The sequence below is a fragment of the Neolewinella lacunae genome (genome assembly GCF_014349155.1).
Taxonomy (GTDB): Bacteria; Bacteroidota; Bacteroidia; order Chitinophagales; family Saprospiraceae; genus Neolewinella; species Neolewinella lacunae.
The window spans coordinates 43191-61251 of sequence record NZ_JACSIT010000050.1 but is presented as its reverse complement, the minus strand read 5'-3'; the positions used below and the strand labels follow the sequence as shown (position 1 = coordinate 61251).

At 57.1% G+C, this 18061-nt stretch carries 16 protein-coding genes; 9 read left to right on the top strand and 7 right to left on the bottom strand.

The features are described 5' to 3' along the window. The first annotated feature begins 58 nt into the window (after window positions 1–58). The 4 genes from H9S92_RS02680 (at window position 59) to H9S92_RS02665 (ending at window position 3542) form a co-directional block, all read left to right on the top strand. A complete protein-coding gene (locus tag H9S92_RS02680) occupies window positions 59–547 on the top strand; it encodes an Lrp/AsnC family transcriptional regulator (RefSeq protein WP_187465180.1) in 489 nt (162 codons plus the stop codon). Window positions 548–604: 57 nt separating this feature from the next. Continuing rightward, window positions 605–1495 carry a carbon-nitrogen hydrolase gene (locus tag H9S92_RS02675; RefSeq protein WP_187465179.1) on the top strand — a complete coding sequence of 297 codons (891 nt, stop codon included), beginning with the start codon at window positions 605–607 and terminating at the stop codon, window positions 1493–1495. A 219-nt stretch (window positions 1496–1714) separates the two neighbouring features. Beyond that, window positions 1715–3013 carry a sensor histidine kinase gene (locus tag H9S92_RS02670; protein WP_187465178.1) on the top strand — a complete coding sequence of 433 codons (1299 nt, stop codon included), beginning with the start codon at window positions 1715–1717 and terminating at the stop codon, window positions 3011–3013. Between the two features lie 118 nt (window positions 3014–3131). After that, window positions 3132–3542 carry a response regulator gene (locus H9S92_RS02665; protein WP_187465177.1) on the top strand — a complete coding sequence of 137 codons (411 nt, stop codon included), beginning with the start codon at window positions 3132–3134 and terminating at the stop codon, window positions 3540–3542. Between the two features lie 188 nt (window positions 3543–3730). On the opposite strand, the gene ettA is transcribed toward H9S92_RS02665, so the two are convergent. Further along, window positions 3731–5413, bottom strand: a complete 1683-nt coding sequence (gene ettA / locus H9S92_RS02660; protein ID WP_187465176.1) for an energy-dependent translational throttle protein EttA — start codon at window positions 5411–5413, stop codon at window positions 3731–3733. Window positions 5414–5841: 428 nt separating this feature from the next. On the opposite strand from ettA, the gene H9S92_RS02655 reads away from it, so the two are divergent. Together H9S92_RS02655 and H9S92_RS02650 are read left to right on the top strand one after the other, a co-directional pair. Beyond that, entirely contained in the window at window positions 5842–7668 is a 1827-nt protein-coding gene (locus H9S92_RS02655) for a hypothetical protein (protein ID WP_187465175.1), read from the top strand. A 205-nt stretch (window positions 7669–7873) separates the two neighbouring features. Next, window positions 7874–8845, top strand: a complete 972-nt coding sequence (locus tag H9S92_RS02650) for a TerC family protein (RefSeq protein ID WP_187465174.1) — start codon at window positions 7874–7876, stop codon at window positions 8843–8845. A gap of 366 nt (window positions 8846–9211) precedes the next feature. Here the strand turns inward: H9S92_RS02650 and H9S92_RS02645 are convergent, their stop codons facing one another. Next, window positions 9212–10654: a DASH family cryptochrome gene (locus H9S92_RS02645; protein WP_187465173.1), complete on the bottom strand. Its 1443-nt coding sequence runs from the start codon at window positions 10652–10654 to the stop codon at window positions 9212–9214. A 329-nt stretch (window positions 10655–10983) separates the two neighbouring features. Between H9S92_RS02645 and H9S92_RS02640 the strand changes: the two genes are divergently transcribed. Continuing rightward, complete coding sequence (locus H9S92_RS02640; protein ID WP_187465172.1) at window positions 10984–12276, top strand: hypothetical protein; 1293 nt, start codon at window positions 10984–10986, stop codon at window positions 12274–12276. Between the two features lie 2 nt (window positions 12277–12278). On the opposite strand, the gene H9S92_RS02635 is transcribed toward H9S92_RS02640, so the two are convergent. From H9S92_RS02635 to H9S92_RS02625, 3 genes are all read right to left on the bottom strand, one after another. Next, entirely contained in the window at window positions 12279–12785 is a 507-nt protein-coding gene (locus H9S92_RS02635) for a YdeI/OmpD-associated family protein (RefSeq protein WP_187465171.1), read from the bottom strand. Window positions 12786–12876: 91 nt separating this feature from the next. Beyond that, the gene (locus H9S92_RS02630) at window positions 12877–13383 is read right to left on the bottom strand and encodes an SRPBCC family protein (RefSeq protein ID WP_187465170.1); all 507 of its coding nucleotides are present in this window, start codon (window positions 13381–13383) and stop codon (window positions 12877–12879) included. Further along, a complete protein-coding gene (locus tag H9S92_RS02625) occupies window positions 13373–13699 on the bottom strand; it encodes an ArsR/SmtB family transcription factor (protein WP_187465169.1) in 327 nt (108 codons plus the stop codon). The genes H9S92_RS02630 and H9S92_RS02625 overlap by 11 nt, the downstream gene beginning before the upstream one ends. A gap of 205 nt (window positions 13700–13904) precedes the next feature. On the opposite strand from H9S92_RS02625, the gene H9S92_RS02620 reads away from it, so the two are divergent. Together H9S92_RS02620 and H9S92_RS02615 are read left to right on the top strand one after the other, a co-directional pair. Further along, window positions 13905–14798 (top strand): helix-turn-helix domain-containing protein, encoded by an 894-nt coding sequence (locus H9S92_RS02620; RefSeq protein WP_187465168.1) that lies wholly within the window; start codon window positions 13905–13907, stop codon window positions 14796–14798. Between the two features lie 105 nt (window positions 14799–14903). Then, complete coding sequence (locus tag H9S92_RS02615; RefSeq protein WP_187465167.1) at window positions 14904–15659, top strand: SDR family NAD(P)-dependent oxidoreductase; 756 nt, start codon at window positions 14904–14906, stop codon at window positions 15657–15659. 96 nt (window positions 15660–15755) lie between these two features. Here the strand turns inward: H9S92_RS02615 and H9S92_RS02610 are convergent, their stop codons facing one another. Both H9S92_RS02610 and nhaA read right to left on the bottom strand, forming a co-directional pair. After that, window positions 15756–16493: a sulfite exporter TauE/SafE family protein gene (locus H9S92_RS02610; protein WP_187465166.1), complete on the bottom strand. Its 738-nt coding sequence runs from the start codon at window positions 16491–16493 to the stop codon at window positions 15756–15758. 223 nt (window positions 16494–16716) lie between these two features. Continuing rightward, window positions 16717–18021, bottom strand: coding sequence for a Na+/H+ antiporter NhaA (gene nhaA / locus H9S92_RS02605; protein WP_187465165.1), 1305 nt, complete (start codon window positions 18019–18021; stop codon window positions 16717–16719). Window positions 18022–18061 lie beyond the last annotated feature (40 nt).

Here is an 18061-nt window from a genome sequence, read left to right as displayed (position 1 = left end):
TTATGAAATAAATGTTGGTGCGGTTATCTTCGCCGCACCAACATTTTGCGCCCATACCATGTCCGAAAAACTCGATAAGATTGATCTCAACATCCTGAAGATTCTTCAGGAAAACAGTAAGATAACCAACCTGGACCTCTCCAAGCGCATCGGGCTGAGCCCCGCACCCACGCTGGAGCGGGTCAAGAAACTGGAGCACAACGAGGTCATCCGCAGCTACCACGCCCAAGTCAACCCCGAAGCCATTGGCCTGATGGTGAAAACCTTCGTGTTGGTTTCGCTGGATTGGCGGAAGGACCAGGCCCGCGAAAATTTCCTTTCCCAGGTGGAAGGTATTGATGAGATCACCGAATGTTACATCATAACCGGGGAGGCGGACTTCCTCATCAAGATTGTCTGTAAAGACATCCCCACCTACGAGCGGCTGTTGTTCAAAACGCTGCAGCAGATCGATGAGATCGAGCGCCTCAAAACGCTCATGACCCTTTCCACGGTGAAAGACTCGAAGTTGTTGCCTTACGAGTACGACGCCAGCGAGGAGGATTAATCTTTAGGCCCCAGACCGGGTGCATTCCCTCCTCCGGAGGGCAAAAAGCAGAAAAACATGGCTGCCAAGCCTTTACACGTCGGCCTGGTCCAACAGGCCAATACCGAAGACCGCGATAAGAACCTGGCCAACAGCACGGCCGCAGCGCGCCGTTGCAAAGCGGCGGGGGCGGAGCTCATCGTTTTTCAGGAACTGCATACGGGCCTGTACTTCTGCCAGACGGAAGCTACCGAAGTATTTGAACAGGCGGAGCCCATTCCCGGGCCGAGTACGGATTACTTTGGGGAATTGGCCCGGGAATTGGACGTAGTGTTGGTGGTTTCCCTTTTTGAGCAGCGGGCACCGGGGCTTTGCCACAATACGGCGGTGGTCATAGAACGCGACGGCACCATCCTGGGGCGGTACCGCAAGATGCACATCCCGGACGACCCGGCCTACTACGAAAAATTTTACTTCACGCCGGGTGATATGGGCTTCCAGCCCATCCAAAGCAGCGTGGGTAAACTGGGGGTGCTCGTCTGCTGGGACCAGTGGTATCCCGAGGCGGCGCGCCTGATGGCGTTGGCGGGGGCGGAGTTGCTCATTTACCCTACTGCCATTGGCTACGAAACCACGGATGATGCCGCCGAGCAGGGCCGGCAGCGTGACGCCTGGATGATCAGCCAGCGGGCCCACGCCGTAGCCAACGGATTGCCCGTCGTTGCCGTCAACCGCACCGGCTTCGAACCCGACCCCAGCGGAGTAACCAACGGCATCCGGTTCTGGGGCAGTTCCTTCGTAGCTGGTCCGCAGGGGGAAATCCTTTACGAAGCGCCGCAGGATGTGCCCACAGAAAGCGTGGTACGCATCGACCGGCAACGGACCGCCGACGTTCGCCGCATCTGGCCGTTTTTCCGTGACCGCCGCATTGATGCCTACGGAAACCTGACCAAGCGCTACATCGATTGAGGCAATTTGCCAGGGGACCCGCTAAAGGGAATGGTGGGGAATTCGTCGGATTGGGCCATTTAGAAGGTAGTCAGGCCTGTACGAACGGACCGGTTTATGCACCGCTTGCCCGCATTTTAGTGCCACTTGCTAAAGCAATGGGCCGTTGCACAATAACGGGCCAGATGTTGGCTACATTCGTGTATTACTCTCTGAATAGACTTATACACACAAACTGAAATGACGACCACTTCACCCCCCGGAGGTGAGAACGAACTGATCAAAAGCCTAAAGCGGCAGTTGGCCGTATCTCAAGCCGAAGCACATCTGCACTTGAAGGAAGTTAGGCGTTTTAACTTCATTATCTCCGAGATCACCGAAGCCGCCGAAGGTGGCATCTTTATGCGTCAGAACCTGGCGGGTGACTACATGTACATCTCCGAACAACTGGCCGAAATCCTGGGATACGGGGACATTGGTATGCCCCCTTCTTACCGGCAGTTCCTGGAGCAGATTCACCCCGAAGACCTGGACCGCGCCATGGCGATGGCCGAAGCTAAGGAGGAGCCCGACTGGGACGTAGAAAACGACGCGCCAACCCGGAATAAAACTGCATTTGCGGAGTCGGTTCTCGACCTGCCCAGTGCGAAGCCCATCCCCCGCAATATTTTCACTACCGGTGCTGGCGCGCATTTGGAGTTCCGTTACCTGAACCAATTAAACGAATACCGTTGGTTCCGGGCCAGTGCAAAGCGTTACCAGCCCGAAGGAGAGCCGGAACAGATTATCGGCCTCATCATTGACATTAACGACGTCAAGGTCCTGGAAGAACAGCGGCGGGCGGTCAACGAAGAGCTCAAGGCTTTCATGTACAGCGTGGCCCACGACTTGCGGGCCCCGGTTCGTCACATTGCCAGTTTTGCGGAAGCCCTCCGCGAAGAGCCCGATGCTTCGGCCGAGGACCGCACAACCTACCTCCACTACGTAGAACAGTCCGCCAGCAAACTGGCCAAGATGATTGATGGCCTCCTGATGCTTAGCCGCAACCAGCGGGAGGAACCCAAGATTGTTCCCGTCAACATTGAGGAGATGCTCGATCAGATCATCAGTGGGACGCGGCAAACGGAGCGGCAGGCGGCGGAGCTCATCATTGAGCAGGATGCCTTCCCGATCATTTACACCGACGCGGGTCTGATCGAGCAGGTGCTGCAGAATCTGCTTTCCAACGCCATCAAGTATTCCAGCAACCGGCAGCGGGCGGTGGTGCGGATCAACTATTATTTGCAGGAAGGGCAGCACGTGATCAGCTTCTCCGATAACGGCATCGGCTTTGATCCCGCCTACGCCGATAAGCTCTTCCAGCTCTTCAGCCGGCTCTACGCGGCCGACGATATTCCCGGCACCGGCGTCGGGCTGGCATCGGTGCACCGCATCATGCGCAACCTCGGCGGATCGATCGAAGCCGACGGAAAATTGGGCAAAGGAGCCACCTTCACCCTAAGATTACCCGTAAAAGTTGGTGCCTCTTCCGCTTTCTGAGGAATTTCCTGTATCTTTCGCTTCTAGTAATCCCTAATTTTTGGAGATGCGGGCTGCCGGTCCTGCGTTTAGGCGTCCCGGTTCCGTCTTTCTACCTACCGATTCACAGAAAGCTACAATGACACCCTCTCGTGTACTCCTGATTGAGGACGACCCGCTCGAAGCGACGTTGGCCCAACGTACCATTCGCCAAATCGATAAGAACATCGACGTGGTCGTGCTCCGTGATGGGGCACACTTCCTGCAATTTTACCAGAAGAACCGGCCAGTTAAAGGCGTCCATCTGGTGATTATGGACCTGCACATGCCGCGCATCGACGGCTTTGGGGTGCTCAAGACTTTTCAGGATGCCAACGAACGGCCTCCTTTCCCCATCGTCATGTTTTCGGCTTCGGAAGACCAGAATGAGATTGACCGGGCTTACGCCCTGGGGGCCTCGGCTTTCGTCAATAAACCCACCATTCCACAGGCTTACCGCTCGGCGATGGAGCACATCGTCAACTTTTGGCTGACGACTAATCGGCGGTAGGAAGGTTCGGGTGGGGACACCCTCAACCGGGACGTTCGCAAGCGGAGAGATCCTGAGCGGGGTAGAGGCAGTCGGAGCCAGGTGGGGTTCGGGTGGGGACACCCTCAACCGGGACGTTCGCAAGCGGAGAGATCTTGAGCGGTATGGGGACACCCTCAACCGGGAAACCCGTAGGCGGGTAAAGCGGCTTAGCGGTTGATGACGTTTTTGAAGCGCGGCCGTTTGGGGGTCACGTCGCCCAGGCGCTCCTTTTTGGCTGCTTCGTACTGGCTGTAGTTTCCTTCGAAGAACTGGATCTTCCCCTCGTCCTCGAAGCTGAGGATGTGGGTAGCCAGGCGGTCGATGAACCAGCGGTCGTGGCTAATGACCAGGACGCAGCCGGCGAAACTATCCAGGGCGTCTTCGAGCGCGCGCAGGGTATTGATGTCGATGTCGTTGGTCGGTTCGTCCAGTAGCAAAACATTGCCGCCTTCGCGGAGGGTCATGGCCAGTTGCAGGCGGTTGCGTTCTCCGCCGGAGAGCATGCCGATTTTTTTCTGCTGGTCTCCGCCGGCAAAGTTGAAGCGGGAGAGGTAGGCGCGGGCGTTGACCGAAGTGTTCCCCACCTCAATCATGTCGTGGCCCTGGCTGACGACGTCATAAATCGTCTTATTCTGGTCGGAGAGCTGGGCGTGGCCCTGGTCTACGTAGCTGATCTGGACGGTATCGCCGACGGTGATTTTGCCACTGTCTGGCGTGTGTTCCTTGACGAGGAGGCGGAAGAAGGTGGATTTACCGACGCCGTTGGGGCCGAGGATGCCAACGATGGCATTCTTCGGGATGCTGAACGTAGCATTTTCGAAAAGGAGGCGGTTGCCGAAGCCTTTGGTAAGGTCCTGGACTTCGATAACCACATCCCCCAGGCGTGGTCCGGGGGGGATATAGATTTCCAGGTTTTTCTCCCGTTCGCGGCCTTCTTCGCCGGCCAGTTTATCGTAGGCGCTCAGGCGTGCCTTGCCTTTAGACTGCCGGGCTTTGGGGGCCATGCGGATCCACTCGAGTTCCCGCTTGAGGGTCTTGCGCCGGTTGCTTTCCGTCTTTTCTTCCTTTTCCAGTCGCTCGGCCTTCTGCTCCAGCCAGCTGGAGTAATTGCCTTCCCAGGGGATGCCTTCGCCGCGGTCCAGCTCCAGGATCCAGCCCGCGACGTTATCCAGGAAGTAGCGATCGTGGGTAACGGCGATGACGGTGCCGGGGAAACTTTGCAGAAATTGCTCCAGCCAGTCTACCGATTCGGCATCGAGGTGGTTGGTGGGCTCATCGAGCAGCAGGATATCGGGGTTGCTCAGCAGCAGGCGGGCCAGGGCGACGCGGCGGCGTTCACCGCCGGAGAGCACGCTGACGCTGGCATCATCCGGCGGGCAGCGCAGGGCGTCCAGGGCCGTGTTGATCTTGTTGTCGAGCTCCCAGGCGTTGCGGTTTTCGAGTTCTTCCATCAGCACACCCTGCCGCTCGATGAGCTTGTTCATGGCGTCGTCGCTCATTTCTTCGCCGAACTTCAGGTTGACCTCGTCGTACTCCCGCATCAGGTCCACGGTTTCCTGGACGCCTTCCTCGACGATTTGCCGGACGGTCTTGCTGTCGTCCAGGGTCGGCTCCTGCTCCAGGTAGCCGATTTTGTAATTACCGTCGAAAACGACGTTGCCCTGAAAGTTTTTGTCCACTCCGGCAATGATTTTCAGCAGCGTCGATTTGCCCGAGCCATTGAGGCCGAGGACACCGATTTTGGCGCCGTAGAAAAAGCTGAGCCAGATGTTGTTGAGGACTTTTTTGCTCGCTCCGGGAAAGGTTTTGGACACCCGTTCCATGGAGAAGATGATCTTGTGTTCGGCCATGATGGTCTTACTTGGGTCTTGCGGAAGGCAGAAGTGGTGAAGTGGGTGGCAGAGATGCCGCCGCCCCCACCGATAACCCCGGCTGCCCGGTTTTTTGTTTAACGGTGGGCGAAAGTACGGCTTTTAGTGCTTTGCTGGGTGGCCGGAAAATCTTTAACGACCACCGTTTGGGAAGGTATGGTGAGGCAAAGGGCAATACCTTGGTCGCTGGCGCTTATGCTTTTCATTTTGGGCGCGAACGCAGGTGCAGGGTGCGGTTAACCGGCAATGGGTGGCTGGACTGCCCTTGCTCCTCATCCCCTTCCCTGGCACCTGCGGCCGCGCCCCGGGCAGGTACCGGCTGCGGCACTTTTTGGCCAGCCATGCCCCCGGGCCGGGCCTTTTGCCTATCTTTGTTCTACTGCTTTTTGTCTATCTACCCAATACCGATGTATCCCAGAAACACCATTTTCTTCCTCGTGCTGCTGTCCTTAGCCGGGCCTGCGCTGCTGGCCCAGGCGTCTGCCGTATTGCTCCCGTCGCCGAATCTGGCGAAGCTGGCGGCGGAGGACGAGCGTTTTGGCAATCCCCGCTATTCGGCTCCGCTGGCCCTGGACCTGACGCCGGAGTACGGCGAATACGCCTATGAAAACGGGGTGCTGACGTGGTCGCGGCGCTTTTCCGTACCCGCTGCCCACGGCCTCGGCTTATTTTTGGACGCGGTGGAGCTTCCCGCTGGTGCCACCCTGAGCTTACACGCGGGCGACGCGCAACGCGGCCCTTTCACGCAGGCGGACGTGAGCGATTTGGGGCGCCTGTTCACGGGCTTCCTGCCCGGGCAGGAGGTGACGCTGCGCTACCGCGGGCCCCGGCCGGAAAAGGCCCCGTTTCACATCTGGCGCATCGACCACGTCTACCGCCCCGACCTTTGGCACGGGGGCCGGGCCAAGGACTTCGGCGACTCCAACGCTTGCCAGATCAACGCCAATTGCAGTGCGGGTGATGGTTGGGACGACGAAAAGTCGGGTGCTGCACGCATCAATCTCGTGGTGGCCGAAGGCGTAGGATTTTGTACGGGCAACCTCATCAACAATACCGCCCAGGATGGCCGCCCGTACGTCTTGACGGGATTTCACTGTATGGATGGCTTTACGCCGCTGTACGACCTGTGGGAGCTTGATTTTGACTACCGTAGCACGGGCTGTACCAATCCCGCTACGGAGCCGACGCCCACCACTTACCGGGGCGTGGAATTCCGGGCGGGATTGCGGGAAACGGACTTTATGCTCTTGGAAATCATCGACGTGGACTTTGCCGCCGAAGACCACTACTTTGCGGGATGGGATCGCTCCGACGGCAACGCACCGGGCCTGGCGCGACACTTTCATCACCCCGAGGGTGACATCCAGAAGCTCGGCATTTCCAACGCCGGCGGCATGATCGTGCGCACGACGCCCATCGTCTGGAGTCCTACCCTGACGACCCCGGCCAACCACCATTTTACGGTGGGCATTGCAACGGGTAGCTTTCAGGTGGGCTCTTCGGGGAGTGCTTTTTTTGATGCCAACCGCCGGATCCGCGGCCAACTCAGCGGCGGGTTTTTCAACTGCAATGGCACGAACACCGCTTTCGTCGGTCGCCTCTTCCTGAGTTGGAACACGGGTGCTACGCCCGCCAGCCGCCTGGCCGAATGGCTGGACCCGCTGGGCACCAATGCCATGACCCTGAACGGCGCCAACCTGTTGCCCAGGCGTTTCGTTTCCGGCCAGGTCCTGAACAACGGCCAGCCCGTGGAAGGGGCCACCATCACCTTTGCCTGGGCACCCGACGGGAGCCAGCAATACCTTACCGACGCCGAAGGCCGCTTCCGTGGGGAGCGGCCCCCGCTGGTGACGGCCTTTGCGATCTCGGGGACTTACGGCGCCGACCTGGACTTGCTTACGGGCGTTGACGTGGGCGACATCATCCGCATCCGCCGCCATATCCTCGGCCTGGATACCCTTACGGCGGAGCGACAAGTGGCCGGCGACGTGAATAACTCGGGCAACATCAGGGTGTCGGATATTACACAGATCACCCGGGTAATTCTGGGCCTCGACGATTGGCGGACCCGGCCCAACTGGCTGGTAATACCAGCGGGCTTTCCCCTCACACCCACGCCAGTTGACGTTGGAACGCCCGTGGGCATTGCCCTGAACAACGCCGGCGTATTCGAACTGCCGGTCAACTTCTTCGTCCTTAAGACCGGGGATGCCGACGGAAATGCCAACGATTAGCGGTGGGGCGCGTTTAGCGCTGCGGGGTGGGAACAAAGGAGCCTTTTTCCTTCCGCACTTTCCCCCGGTCGGCGTTGTTCTACAAGGTATCTTCGCCCCCGCTACGGGGTGACTACGGTGGGGCTGAACCTCACCTTCCCGTACACCGGGGCAGTGGGACCTTGTCAGTCTCCGCACTTTCTCTACGTTAAGAACCTTCCGCGCAATGTCCGCAATCTGGATTGGCTTTTTCTGCTTTGTTGCTATCCTGTTGTTCCTCGATCTGTTCGTCCTGAACCGCAAAGACCACGTGCCCCGTACGTCGGAGGCCCTGAAATGGACGGCGATGTGGACCACCATCGGGCTCGGCTTCAGCGGATTCGTTTACCTGGCCTACGGCAACGGCTGGGTGGATTCTGAACTGACCGCCAACCAGGCGGTGATCAACTATCTGACGGGCTACCTCGTGGAACTGTCCCTGAGCATGGACAACGTGTTCGTGATTGCGCTGATTTTTGCCTACTTCCGGGTGCCGGCGATGTACCAGCACCGGGTCTTGTTCTGGGGTATCCTGGGAGCAATTTTCTTTCGCCTGATCATGATTCTGGCCGGGGTATACCTGCTCGACCGATTTGACTGGATGTTTTACGTCTTCGGCTTACTGCTGCTCTACAGCGCCTTGAAAATGACCAAGGATGCGGAAGATGTTCCTCCTTCAGAAAACCCGGTCATTAAATTTATTAAGCGGGTGGTGCCCGTCACGAAGCACTACCACGGCAACCGTTTCTGGATTAAAAAAAGAGGGGTGCGGGCAGCTACGCCCCTGTTCATCGCCCTGATGATGGTAGAGACGACGGACGTGATTTTTGCCATTGATTCTATCCCCGCCATCCTGGGCATCACGACCGACTCTTTCCTCGTTTTCAGCTCCAACATCCTGGCCATCCTCGGGCTGCGCTCGCTGTATTTCGTGCTGTCGCGGATGCTGGATAAGTTTGCCTACGTAAAAATCAGCCTGGCCCTCATCCTGGCCTTCGTGGGCATCAAGATGATTTTGCACGAGGTATGGCACGCGCCCGACTGGGTATCGCTGGTAGTTATTTTCGGACTATTGGCTGGCGGGATTGCCGTGTCCTTACTCCGCCCCGCACCAGTAGATGCGCCGGTTGACCCGACGGAAAATCCGCCGAGGCCGTAGGGATTTAACATTTACAATTCACTGCGCTGCTGCTTACGGCGGTCAACATTCAACATTCAAAATTTGCTCGCGCAGGAGAAAGGCGGATTAATTTAACATTTACAATTAACTGCGCTGCTGCCTACGGCGGTCAACATTTAACATTTACAATTAACTGCGCTGCTGCCTACGGCGGTCAACATTCAACATTCAAAATTTGCTCGCGCAGGAGAAAGGGCTTCTTGGATATTGATGACCTATTATAGGGCTTTGATAGACGATAGACGATAGACGATACCTGATATTTGATTGGGCTGCCGCACGAAGACGTCGGGGCCGGGCACATCAGACATCGTACATCTGACATCACACATCAGACATCACACATCACCTGCGCGATGCTTTCGCTTTCTTCACCAGGGGCCAGGGATAGTCTACGCCGAGCCAGACGTCGTAGCGGCGTTGTTCGGCCTCGGACATTACCTCGGGTTGGTGGACCAGTTCGCAGGGCAGCGCTTGGAGTTCCGGGCACCAAAGTTTTACGTAGGCTCCGTCCTCGTCGTAGCGGCGGGCCTGGGTGAGGATATTGAAGTAGCGGTCTTCGCGGGGGTCGGAGCCGACGCCGGCCACGTAATTCCAGTTGCACCAGTTGCTGGTAACGTCGTAGTCAATCAGGGCGGATTCGAAGTATTCGGCGCCGAGCCGCCAGTCCAGGCGGAGGTCTTTGGCCAGGTAGCTGGCTACGTTTTGCCGGCCGCGGTTGCTCATGAAGCCTGTCAGTGCCAGTTCGCGCATGTTGGCATCTACGAAGGGCGAGCCCGTCCGGCCATTCCTCCAGGTCTCAAAGGCGGCGGGGTCGGTGCGCGACTGCGGTGCTTCGCCCTTGGTGCCGCCCTTGTGGAAGATGGCGTTGCCGTGTTTCTTACCCATCATGCGGAAGAAGTCGCGCCAAAGCAGTTCGAAAAACACCCAGTAGGTGCTTTCGTTGGCTCCGTTTTTCTGTTCGTAGGCCTTCAGTTCCCAGTAAATCCGCTTGGGGGAGATGCAGCCCTGGGCCAGCCAGGCACTGAACTTGGTGCTGTAGTCGGGGCCAATCAGTCCGTTGCGGGTTTCTTTGTAGGTGGCTACGGCGTGACTTTCGAAGAGGTAGTAGGCCAGGCGATCGAGGGCCGCAGTTTCTCCGCCTACCCAGCGGATGGCGGCGCGTTCGTCGTAGGGCGGCTCCGTCATTCCAAAATCGGCCAGGGTAGGCAGTTCGCCGAAATCCAGGGACGGACCGGGCTGGAAAGGGATTTTACCCGGCGCGGGCAGGGGTTCCCGGACGGGTGTGATGCGCTCCGTTTCCTTGCGGAAATTGGTGAACACGTCGGGCGTTTGGGTAATGGGAAAAGGCAGATCGGCGGTGTAGTAGAGGAGCTTGCCGCGGGTGTAATACACTTCGCGTCCGATGGTCCAGAGGTTTTGCTCTACGGCATTCTGGACGGTAACTTCCTCCTGGGTGCGTTCGCGGTTGCAAAACACCCAGCTGGCCTGGTTTTCTTCGGTCAGGCGGACCAGGATTTCCTCGGGCTTGCCGATGCGCAGCAGGAGGTTGGAGCCCCGGCGGCGGAGATTTTCGCGCAGGTCGGCCACGCATTCCAGGATGAACCGGGCGCGGTGGGCACCCACTTTGGGCAGGCCGGAGTGGGGGAGGGTGCCGCGCCATTCGCGAGGATCGAAAATGTACACGGGCAGCACTTCATCGGCATATTTCAGGGCTTCAGACAGTGCTTCGTTGTCGTGCAGGCGGAGGTCGCGGCGAAACCAGACAATGGCGAGGCGTTTACTCATATTGGGGCGGCTTTTCGTCTCAGACTAACGGCAGGTGGGTAGGATGGTTGCGGTATGGCTCCTCCGCCAGCGCTATTTACCGTGGGCTGACAGTGGGGGGTGATCCAGGTGGCGGAACGGTTATTGTGAGGGGCGCGGACGCAGGTGCTGCACTGGTGATGACGAGCAAGGATTGGCCGCTGGAGCCAGTAATGCGGGTTTTCCGCAGCAAAGTTCGCCACCCGCAGGACGTCCGTTGGCTGGGCTGACCAGGCTTCTCCCTGTTTCTCGCCCGGCACCTGCGGCCGCGCCCAAATGGAGAAAAGCCGCAAAACGCTAACTTTATGGCCGTGAAAAAAATCGTACTGCGGGTGGATAACGCGGGGGTGCATTATTCGGCAACGGGCTGTTTCCCGTGGTCGATGACGAACCTGCCCGCGCAGGCTTTCCGGTTTCGGGACCGGGAGGAGGTGTACTGGGAAGTAGGCCTGACCGACTACGCCGCAGACACCGCAGCCCTGCACCTGGAGGTGTTGCACTACGACGCGGAGGATCTGGATTTTGACCCCCAGCGACAGATGAAGCGGCCCGTAAACCGCCTGCTTTTTGCGCCGCTGGACGCCGAAATGTTTAAGGCCCAGCTGATGTATTACCGCCTCGGGGAACTGGCCGCCGTACTGGCCCCGAGCACTGCCCGGCCAACGGCTGCCGACTGGGACGACGACGGTTTCCTGGACGACGACCCTGACTTTTGGGAGGAAGAATTCCTGGACGAGGCGGAAGCCCGGGAGCTGGCCCGGCCCGTCCCCGTGCGTTCGGTCCATTTCACCTTCCCCTTTCTGGACCTGAAAATTGGCAACGGCGGCGTAAGCGGCGAAGTGGAACTGCCCGGCGTAACTGAGCCTTTGCCCTTCAACATTGCCAACGACCACCTGGTGGCCGAGTTTGACGCCATCAAGCCCTACTTCGTCAAAGCCCTCCAACGCAAGACCATCCGCGTAGTGGCCCAACTCCGTTCTGAAGATGGCAAATCCGTGCTGACGGAAGCCGGCTCCGCAGAAATTGCCCGGATTGACGAGGGGATGCTGGAACTTTTCCGCGCCCGCAGCCTCCGCGATCTTCTGAAAGGAAAAACGCGGACTGTCGATAAAAGCCTCTTTACCCCCGAAGACTTTTTCGAGAGCCTCGACGATGATGCGTTGGGCAAGGCGTTGCTGCCCCAAGACGGTCATGACCTGCTGGCGGCGCTTTTGCAGGAGCGGCCCGCGCGCAATGCGCGGCAGTTGGAGTTCCTCTCCGGACGCTTACACGGTGCCGGGCAGAAACTCCGCTACGTGCTTTCCCCCAAGTTCGGCTTCGTCTTTTTTGCCGCTGGCCAGGATGCCCACCACTTTATTCTGGAACTGCTGGATTCGCACGCGACCTACGTCTGGAGCATTCCCAAAGACTGGCAAGACCTGCCTGCGCAGTTCCGCGCCGTGGAGCGGGAAATTGCCACCATCGCTAATGTGGGCCGCGAGGAGTACCGGCGCTCCCTTCACTTCGAACACGCCTTTTGGCGGGTGCTCCACGAAGCCGCCGAAAGTGGGGTGACGGACGGTTTTCCGCGTTGGAAAAACCGGCTGCTGGAGGGTTTGGTGTGAGCTTATCCGCCCTCTTTGATGGGCCAATCGTAGAATCGCCAGCCCTTTTCCAGGCGTTCGATCATCCGGGCGATGCGTTCAATTTTGGTTTCGAAGCGCTGGGCTTCGGCGATCCAGTCGAGGTAATATTTCTGGTTGCTGGGGGAAAGCGTGTAGAAAAAGTCGTGGGCGGCGGGCGCATCGAGCAGGCAGCCTTCGATTTCGTCGGGCACCTCGACGGGGGAATGGTCGAGGTAAAGAATGACGTGGACGTAATCGCCCGCCTGCTTGCGGATTTTCTTGCGGATGGCGGTTTTGACGGGCAGCAATTGGCCACCGCCCGCCAGGGGAAGGAGGTTGAACTGCCTGAGTTCCGCCCCGTCAATGGACCCCGATACGCGAACGAGGCCGAGTTTGTCGCGGGCCTCCGGGGGGATGCCGGTGATGACGGCGAAGGTCCAGCCGCCCTTGCCGTCCTTTTTCTGGAGGAGGAGTTGGGCATCGATGAGGGGAGTAGGGGTACTTGGCATGGTGGTGGAAAGTTAAGGGCAGCTTTGCCCGTTGGGCCCGCGCTTCCCGACGCAACGGAGCTGGAAAGTACGGACCCAACAAGGCCTAAAGCTAGCCTTTTAGTTCCACCAGCAGCTCGTCCAGACGCGTAAAAGTTGAAGTCATTCCTTCTTCCATGCCCATGTTAACGACCGTTTCCAAGTCGGCTAGAGAAGAGTAGGTGACGACAGTTTCCACCACCGTGTTGGTATCTTTCTCGGTAAAGCTTATCACCCAGTTGGCCCGGGGCAGCCCGGCGTTGATTTCGCCAGCCTCGTTACTGAAGGCATCCCGGGAGGTGTAAAAGTCAATGGGTTGGATGGTGATGTATTCCGTCAACCCCCAGTATTCGTCACCAGAGCTACCGTCAACCATGGCGTAGTGCCAATGTCCGCCCGGACGAAATTCCATCGACTTGGTTTTGGTCTGGAGGGGTTGTGGGGCAAACCACTGGTTGAGCAACTCACTTTTGGTGTAGCAGTCCCACACCAACTGGCGGGGAGCGGCAAACTCCCGCCGAATGGTCATGGTGTTGTTTTGCTTGTCCACAATGAAATCGAAAAGCAGCTTACTGTTCATTTTTATTGGTATTTAAAGTGTTGAGTAATTCGTCAAGTTGGTTGTAGCGGCGTTCCCAGTTCTTTCGGAACTGCTCAAGCCAGTGGTCTATTTCCTTCATTTTGTCGATTTCAAGGCGGTAGAAGATCTCGCGGCCTTGCTGGTGGGGAGTGGCTACTTCACATTCCACCAGCAACTGGAGGTGCTTCGAAACTGCCTGCCTGGTAATGTCGAACTCCTGGGACAGCGCATTGGGCGTCATCGGCTGCAGGGCTATCAAAGCAATGATGGCCCGGCGTGTCGGGTCAGCAATGGCTTGAAAAATGTCTCGTCTCATGCTTGAATCACGTTGATTGGCAACTAATCGGTTGCAAACATAAACGCAACTATTTGATTGCGCAAACCTCTTCTGAACTTTTTTTGCAAGACCTGCCAAACTGGAGAATGCGCAGCAGATTGACCGAAAAACACAACTTACAGTCCTTTCCACAGGTTTTGCTTCTGGCGTGGGCGCACTTTTGCGTCAGCAAAAGACGAAGGACATGCTCAGAATACTGCCGCAAAAATTTTACGATGACCCTGCCTTGCGGAAAATCCTCGTCGACGGACATTCCTGCATCATCCACAAGCAGTTGCTGGAAACGGTGCTGGGCAAGGAGGGCTACGTGGCCCAGCACGCCCTGACGATGGTAATGCAGGGCACGCTCCGCATGGAAAACGAAGAAGAGGGGCTTTTTCTGGAAGTCACCGCTGGCCACCTGGTCCTGATTCCGAAGGGGCTTTACACCGTTTCCGATATTCTTCCCAGGAACGGCGTGTTTGAAGCGATGATGTTTTTCTTCGAGCCCGGGGTTGTTCGTGAGTTTATGACCGGACAGTCAGTAGAGTCCGAATTCAAGTGCCAATTAGCGCGACCGACGGTATTCCGAATGGACGCCAAGCTGCGCTTTTTTGCTGAGTCTTTGCTGCATCTGTATGACGGTGCAGTACCCGCCAGCCGGCAACTCACCAAGCTGAAGTTGCTCGAACTTTTGCACCTGCTCCAGGCGGCCATTGCCGATCAGGGACGCTTCCTGGCCTTGCTTGCGGCGCTCAATAGGCGGGAGCGACGGAGCCTGCGGGAATTCATGGAGGCCAATTTTCATAAACCATTGGGCATCGAAGACTACGCCTACCTCACCGGGCGGTCGGTTTCCACCTTTACCCGGGATTTTAAAACGAAGTTCGCGGGCGTCTCGCCCAAACAATGGCTCATTGAACGGCGGCTCGCCCGGGCACGCGGTTTGCTCGCCCAACCGGAAGTAGGGCAAATAGCTGACGTCGCCGGGGAGTCTGGCTACGGCAATGTGCCCCACTTCATCAAAGCCTTCCACAAAAAATACGGCATCACCCCGAAGCAGTTTTTGATTGAAAGCAGGAAAAGGGCTCTCGTCTGAGGGTTTTTGGACGGAAAACACAAGTTTTGGCTTTTACCGAAGCTTTACTTTTTCGCGTTGCCCCACCTTTGTGGCATCACATAATCATTTAAACATTATCTCAAAATGACAAGAATTGCGCTCGTTACCGGCGGAAGCCGGGGATTAGGAAAGGATATGGCCTTGGCCCTCGCTGGCAGTGGCGTAGACGTACTGATAACCTACGCAACCCAATCGGACGCCGCTGCGGACGTCGTCGCGGAAATCAAAAAATTAGGAAGAATGGCCGCCGCCCTGCCCCTCGATTTACGGCAAATAAGCAATATCGAAGCATTTGCGGACGAGCTGGAAAATACACTGTCGGGAACCTTTGATGGTCGCCCAATCGATTATCTGATCAACAACGCCGGCATGGGCGCTACCATCCCCATGACGGAGGCGACTGAGCAACAATTTGACGATTTTCTCAACGTACACTTTAAGGGCGTATACTTTCTTACGCAGCGGTTGCTTTCCGGGATGAACGATGGAGGTTGCATCATCAACATCACTACCGGAACCACGCGTTTTTGCAATCCTGGCTACTCGCTGTACGCGTCGATGAAAGGGGCTGTGGAGGTGCTTACCCGCTACATTGCCAAGGAATACGGCCACCGGGGCATCCGCGCCAACGTGGTGGCACCGGGGCCGGTGGAAACGGATTTCAACAATGCGGCCATCCGCAGCAATCCGCAGCTCAAGGAGCGCCTGGCTGGCATGGCCGCACTCAATCGGGTTGGGCAGGCCGATGACATCGGTGGCGTAGTCGCTTTCCTTTGTTCCGACGCTGCAAAGTGGGTAAACGGGCAGCGCATTGAAGTGGCCGGAGGTATAAATTTGTAATACGCAATTGGGGCAGCTGGGCGCGGCCGCAGGTGCCGGGGACGGTGAAGGAGCGAGGGAGGTTCGTCCAGCCAGGGAATTCCCGATTTAGAAACGCTAAGTCCGGGTAACGAAGAGTTGAACCAGCGTCACCACGCCGATGAGGAGGATAAAGAATAAGGACAATCTCCGGAATTTGGACTGGGGGATGTACGCCAATATTTTCTTGCCAATCCACGAGCCCAACAGTCCGATGACGAATAAAAACGGTACATACTTTAAGTCGTGCTGGTGGAGGTAACCGTTGTTGTAGTAGACGAAGGTTCTGGAAAAATCAATCATAAAATCGATGAAAGCCGAAGTGGCAATGAATACACTTTTTTCGAGATTGAATGCCGCCATAGTGAGTCCCCTGATGGCTCCCCCGGTGCCGAGTAAGCCGGCGGAAAAGCCCGAAAGTGAGCCGCCAATGACCGCGTTTTTATCGGTGGGCTTAATGGTCAATTCGCTCTTGATGAGAAAGAGCAAGCTCAGTCCCACCAGAAAAAAGCCAAGAATTACTTCCAGGAGGGTGCTGTCAATGAGTTTGGATAAATACCCTCCGGCAATAACGAAGACTACTGACGGGATGCCGATGTAGGCGAGCAACCTCTTGTCGAGTCCTGTTTTGAACAGGAAGATTTTGCTCAGATTACTGGATAAATGGAAGAGGGCCGTCAGGCCCAACACCGAGTAGAAATCAAAGTAAAAGTTGCCAAGGGGAACAAAGAAAACGGAGGAGCCAAAGCCACCGATCGTTCCGATGATTTCCGCTACCAGCGCCAGGAGTAAGAAAACGAAGTTAATGTCTTTCATGCCTGTACCAAAGGGCAGCCCCTTGTTCTGCTTTTGGGGTTTCCCAATGCGCGGCGCTTGCAAGTTGGAAGCAGGAGCGTTCCTCAGCCCGCGGCGGCGGCCCGGCCCTAAAGATAAGGCAGCAGTTCAAACGTCTAACTTTGTTTTTTGCGGTTGGCGCGCTGCCCGCGGAGCTCCCGAAATTGCTACGCTTCGCGCAGTCCGCCAAATGCTCAACGGCAGCTCAAGCCTTCCTAAGGACCAGGTACCCCAGCGTACCACAAAGCATGGAGGCCACGAAAATGCCAATCTTGGCCTGGACGACGAAGGTGGGGTCAACGAAGGCCAGGTCGGTAATGAACAATGACATGGTGAAGCCGACGCCCGCCAGCAGGGCAATGCCATAGATGTGCTGCCACCTTAAGCCGATGGGCAATTGGGCGAGTTTCAAATTGACCAGGGTTTTGGACACGAGGACGATGCCGAGAAATTTGCCCAGCACCAGGCCCAGCATTACCCCTAAACTTACCTTGCTCACCAGGTTATCGGTAAAACTCCCCGAGAAGGTAATGCCTGCGTTGGCCAGGGCAAAGATGGGCATGATGACGAATGCGACCAATGGGTGCATGCCGTGCTCCAGTCTTTGCAAAGGCGTCAGGGCGGCATTGGCGTAGTGCCTGATTTTGTCAATGATGTGCAACTGGTCGTGGGTCAGCAGCGAGACGTTGTTGGGGGTACTTCGTTCAAAGTCATTGGTCAATGCGTTCATCTTCGATACGAACTGTTCGTCTTCGATCTTGACGTTGGCCGGGATCGTCAAGGCCGCGATCACTCCCGCAATGGTAGCGTGAACACCCGAAAGCAGGAAGGCCAGCCACAGCCCGCCAATGCCGATGACGCCGTAAAAGATAATACTCCGGACCCCCAGTAGATTGCCCAGGATGAGGATGGCCAGAAACCCTCCCCCCACCAGTAAACTGACGGTTGAAATTTCGGAGGTGTAAAAAAAGGCTATTACCAGAACGGCCCCCAGGTCGTCCACAATCGCAATGGCGGTCAGCAGGATTTTCAGGGCCACGGGCACCCGATCTCCCAGCATGTAGAGAATGCCGAGTGCGAAGGCAATATCGGTAGCCATCGGAATCCCCCAACCCGCGGCACCGGCGCTGGAAGCGTTGAAAAAGGAGTAACACAGTGCCGGAATGGCCATCCCGCCCAAGCCCACCACGATGGGCAGGATGGCGTCTTTGGGCCGCGATAACTCCCCGGCCATAATTTCTCGTTTCAGCTCCAGGCCGATGACGAAAAAGAAGACCGACATGAGGCCATCGTTGATCCAATGGTGCAGGGATTTGGAGATGACGTAGTCGTCGTACCCAATCGAAAAGGTGTGTTCCCAGAAATGGTGGTAGGCTTCCTGTAGGGGAGAGTTGGCCAGGATCAGGGCGACTGCTGCGGAGGCAAACAGAAGGATTCCGCTGGTTGTCGAGTTGTTGATGAACCGCATCACTGGGATGACCAGAATCTTATCGATGGGGTCGATTCTCATATCGGGCAGGTTTTTTTCCGTACTTCTCAGTGGGTAAAGG